The organism is Microbacterium sp. FG3, assembly GCF_057809335.1.
Map to the genome: position 1 here is coordinate 1 of NZ_JBMDJT010000064.1, position 4,363 is coordinate 4,363.

3 protein-coding genes are annotated in these 4,363 nt (G+C 66.5%); all 3 read left to right on the forward strand.

What is annotated here, in order from left to right; genetic code table 11:
• Positions 1-110 precede the first annotated feature (110 nt).
• The gene (locus ACODR5_RS13390; protein ID WP_179430630.1) at positions 111-341 is read left to right on the forward strand and encodes a heavy-metal-associated domain-containing protein; all 231 of its coding nucleotides are present in this window, start codon (positions 111-113) and stop codon (positions 339-341) included.
• Between the two features lie 124 nt (positions 342-465).
• Positions 466-2,397, forward strand: coding sequence for a cytochrome c oxidase assembly protein (locus ACODR5_RS13395; protein ID WP_315900940.1), 1,932 nt, complete (start codon positions 466-468; stop codon positions 2,395-2,397).
• On the forward strand, positions 2,394-4,363 hold a 1,970-nt coding region (locus ACODR5_RS13400; protein ID WP_488983906.1), incomplete at its 3' end, for a heavy metal translocating P-type ATPase. The genes ACODR5_RS13395 and ACODR5_RS13400, both read left to right, overlap by 4 nt.

Here is a 4,363-nt window from a genome sequence, read left to right on the forward strand (position 1 = left end):
CTGCCTGTCGTTCCTTCCTGGTAACGACCGTCTACAAGAAGTGTCACACCCCACACATCTACGACACAATGTAGAGTTAATGGCGTGGTCCGGCATCAGGAGGAGCAGTCATGGCCGAGTTCGAGTTCTGGGTGAACGGGATGACGTGCGAGCACTGCGAACGCGCCGTCACAGCGGAGCTGACCGCGCTGCCGACCGTTCTCGGCGCCCACGTTGATGCTGTGTCCGGACGCGTCTTGATTACGACATCGGCGCGAGCCGACCGCGCCGATGTCGAACGCGCGGTCGAGGAAGCCGGCTACGCAGTGAGTTCGTGGCCATCCCTGTCGCAGAATGACTGAAACATCTCCCGCTGCAATCGACCCACACAAGACGAAAAGAACGTCTGTCCGGAGTGTTCGGGGCAGCGCCATCACGTCCCTCATCCTGGGGTTCTCTATCCTGGGGATTGCTTTCCCGGTCACGGTGGCCGTGCTGCTTGGGGAGGCACCGTACCGGAAGATCTTCGTCAGCTACCCAGGGGTTGACGTCGCCGTAATCACCACGGTGCTGCTCGTTGCGGCACATGCTGCGAGCCTGGTCAGCGTCGGCGCGATCGTACACCTGTTGTTCCTGCGCGACGCCCCCGCTCAGCGAGCACAGTATCTTTCGCAGGGGTTCGAGATCAGAGTCTTGCGGATCGCATCCGGCGCCTGGGCGCTCTGCGCGGGGGCGCTGGTGATCTTTGAAGCACTCGACGCCAACGGCGCCCCGCTGGAGCGGCTCAGCATCAGCTATGCCCTCCCTTTCTTATGGGACGCCAGCGATGCGCCGAAAGCTTGGACGATCAGCCTCATGGCGGCGCTGATCGTCTTGTTCGCGTCGTACTTCGCGGACCGATGGACAGGGTTGCTCATCCCGCTGTGGGTATCCGCGATCGGAATTCTTGCGCCGGTGGTCACCGGGCAGGTTCTGGTCGGCCCTGACCACGACTTCGGCGGCGATGCCGCGGTCTTCCAGACCGTCGCGGTGTACGCGTTCTTCGGCGCAGTCTGTGTCTCCGGCCTGCGCGTCGCTTCCGGGCGCTTTGTACCCCCGGAAACGCTGCGTCGCCTGTTCCTGCTCGGAATCATCGCGCTGCCGCTGATCATCGTCAGCGATGCGGTTATCGGAGTGTTCAAGCTCGCTGGTTCTCCCATCACCGGTTCGGTGACGGGATGGCTGATTCTGTCCGGTGGTGCGTGCTTGGCTGTCCTCACCGGGGCCATGTCATACGGATGGTGGCAAGCCCGACGCGGCCGAATGCGCGCCGGCGCCCTCACAGTTCTTCTGACCGTGTGCGGTGTGGCGGTGGCCGGGTGGATCGGCACAGGAGTGGCGATGACTCGGCAGCCCCCGCCGCAATACTTCGTGCCGACAAGTATCGGCCAGGTCTTCATGGGCTTCGAGGTGCCCGACGCGCCGACCCTACTGGTGCTGTTCGGACAGTGGCGACCCAACCTCCTCTTCCTCGGCATCGCGGCCGCGGCGATCACCGTCTACCTGGTCGCGGTGCGTACGCTGCACCGTCGTGGAGACACGTGGCCCATCGGACGAACGACCGCCTGGCTGGCCGGATGGGCCGTGGTAATCGTGGCGACCAGTTCCGGGTTCGGGAAGTACTCCGCCCCCGATTTCGGGGTGCACATGATCGTGCACATGTCGTTGAACATGCTCGCCCCCGGACTCCTCGTCCTCGGCGGCGTCGTCACCCTGCTGCTGCGCGCGAGCCGCTCCGACCGGAACAAGCCGGCAGGTCTTCACGACTGGATCACCTGGGTGCTGCAGTGGCGGGTGCTGCGCTTCCTCTACAACCCGCTGATCGTCTTCATCCTCTTCGTCGGCTCATACTATGGCCTGTACTTCACGGGGATCTTCGGCGAGTACATGCGGTTCCATTGGGCGCATCAGCTCATGAACCTGCACTTCCTCATCGTCGGCTACCTCTACTACAGCCTCATCATCGGCGTCGACCGCCCCCCACGACCCCTGCCGCACATCGGCAAACTCGGTTACGTTCTCGCGGCGATGCCGTTCCACGCCTTCTTCGGAGTAATCCTGATGACCACCCCCGAGATCATCGCCGAAGACTTCTACCTGCGACTCGACCTTCCCTGGGCTGACCTGCAGGCGCAGCAGTATCTCGGCGGGGGTGTCGCCTGGGCGGGCGGAGAAATCCCGCTGATGATCGTCATCGTCGCCCTCGCCATCCAATGGAGCCGCCAAGACGCCCGCGAAGCCCGTCGGAAAGACCGCCACCTCGACACCGGACGGGATGATGAATTCGATGCCTACAACCGGATGCTCAACCAGCTCACCGAACGCGAGGCATCTCGTCCCGGCCCGAGACCGGCGACCCAGGAGGAGCCACTACCATGACGATCTCTGACACCAGAGCCAGACGAACGTCGGCTGCGCCTGTCGAACTCGACGTCTCAGGCATGACCTGCGCCGCGTGCGCCGGACGCGTCGAACGGGCCCTGAACAAGCTCGACGGCGTGACCGCGAGCGTCAACTACGCCACCGAACGCGCCATCATCACAGGGCTCCCCGACAGTGAGGTGCCCACGGCGATCCGTCAGGTCGAGAACGCGGGATACGGTGCGCACCTGCGCGACGGCAGCGACGACGCCTGGTCCGCGCGCGCCACCGAGGTGCGGATCTCCTCCCTGCGCCGCCGCCTGGCGGTCTCCGCTCTGCTCACCGTGCCACTGATGGACATCACCATCGTCCTCGCGCTCGTCCCCGGGTGGCGGTTCCCCGGCTGGGAATGGGTCTGCGTGCTGATGGCGCTGCCGATCGTGACCTGGGCTGCGTGGCCGTTTCACCGGGCTACGCTCCGCAACCTCCGTCACGGCGCGGTCAGCATGGACACCCTTGTCTCCCTCGGCATCGCCGCCTCGTTCGGGTGGGCGATACTCACCCTGCTGCTGGGGTTCGGCACCACGGAAGCCGCCGGCTACTGGCTCGGGTTCGGTGTCACCCCCGCAGGCGCGGACTCGATCTATCTCGACGTCGCCGCCGGCATGACGACGTTCCAGCTCGCCGGCCGCTACTTCGAGACCCGCTCCCGCCGTAAGGCCGGAGACGTGCTCGGGGCGCTGAACGCTCTCGCCGCCACCCACGTCCGGGTCGTCCGCGACGGCGTCGAGGCGATTGAGCCCGCCACGGCGCTGCGGATCGGCGACATTTTCGTCGTCCTCCCGGGGGAGATCATCCCCGCCGATGGCACTGTCCGTGCGGGCACAGCCGCGGTCGATGCGAGCATGATGACGGGAGAACCCGTCCCCGTCCCGGTCGGCCCCGGCGCATCGGTGACCGGCGGCACGATCAGCACCGACGGCCGGCTGGAAGTGACCACGACCTCGGTTGGCGCGAACACGCAGCTGGCGCAGATGGCGGCCCTCACCGAACAGGCACAGGCACGTAAAGCGCGCGTGCAGAACCTCGTCGACCGCATCGTCACCTGGTTCGTGCCCGCCGTCATCACCCTCGCGATCATCGTCACTGTCGCCTGGACGCTCACCGGAACCCCGTTCGCGCAGGCATTCGGCATCGGGATCAGCGTCCTCATCATCGCCTGCCCCTGCGCCCTGGGTCTGGCGACCCCCACCGCGCTCATGGTCGGCATCGGCAGGGCCGCGACCCTTGGCATCCTCATCAAAGGCCATGACGCCCTCGAAGCCTCCGGCACCATCACCACCGTTGTCCTCGACAAGACCGGCACCCTGACCACCGGCCGCATGACCGTCGAGACCGCGACCGCCTTCGGAATCCCCGAGCACGAGCTCTGGCGCCTCGCCGCGTCCGTCGAGCAGGGCTCCGAGCATGCGATCGCTCGCGCCATCCAGGACGCCGCCCGCGCTCACGTCACCGACCTGCACTCCTTGGAAGACTTCACCGCGCTCCCCGGTCTCGGCGCCACCGCCCGCATTGCCGGCAGCACCCTCCTCATCGGCAACGCCGACCTCCTCCGCGAACACGACATCGACCTCACCCCCGCCGCCACTGCGCTCGCCGACGCCCACGAACAAGGGCACACCGTCGCCCTCGTCGCCCGCGACGGACACCTAATCGGGCTACTGGCCCTGGCCGACACCATCAAACCCGGCGCCGCCGACGCCATCAGTGCGCTGCGCGCGCAGGACCTCACCACCGTTCTCCTCACCGGGGACAGTCCCGCCGCCGGCGCCCGCATCGCCGCCGAGCTCGGCATCGAACGCGTCCACGCCGGTGTCGCCCCCGCCCAGAAGGCCGACGTCGTCCGTGAACTCCAAGCGGCAGGGGAGAAGGTGGCGATGGTCGGCGATGGCATCAACGACGCCGTCGCTCTCGCTACCGCCGA

Excerpts from the sequence above, each read along its gene's own strand:
- ACODR5_RS13390 (WP_179430630.1), top strand. The coding sequence starts at position 111 with ATGGCCGAGTTCGAGTTCTGGGTGAACGGGATGACGTGCGAGCACTGC.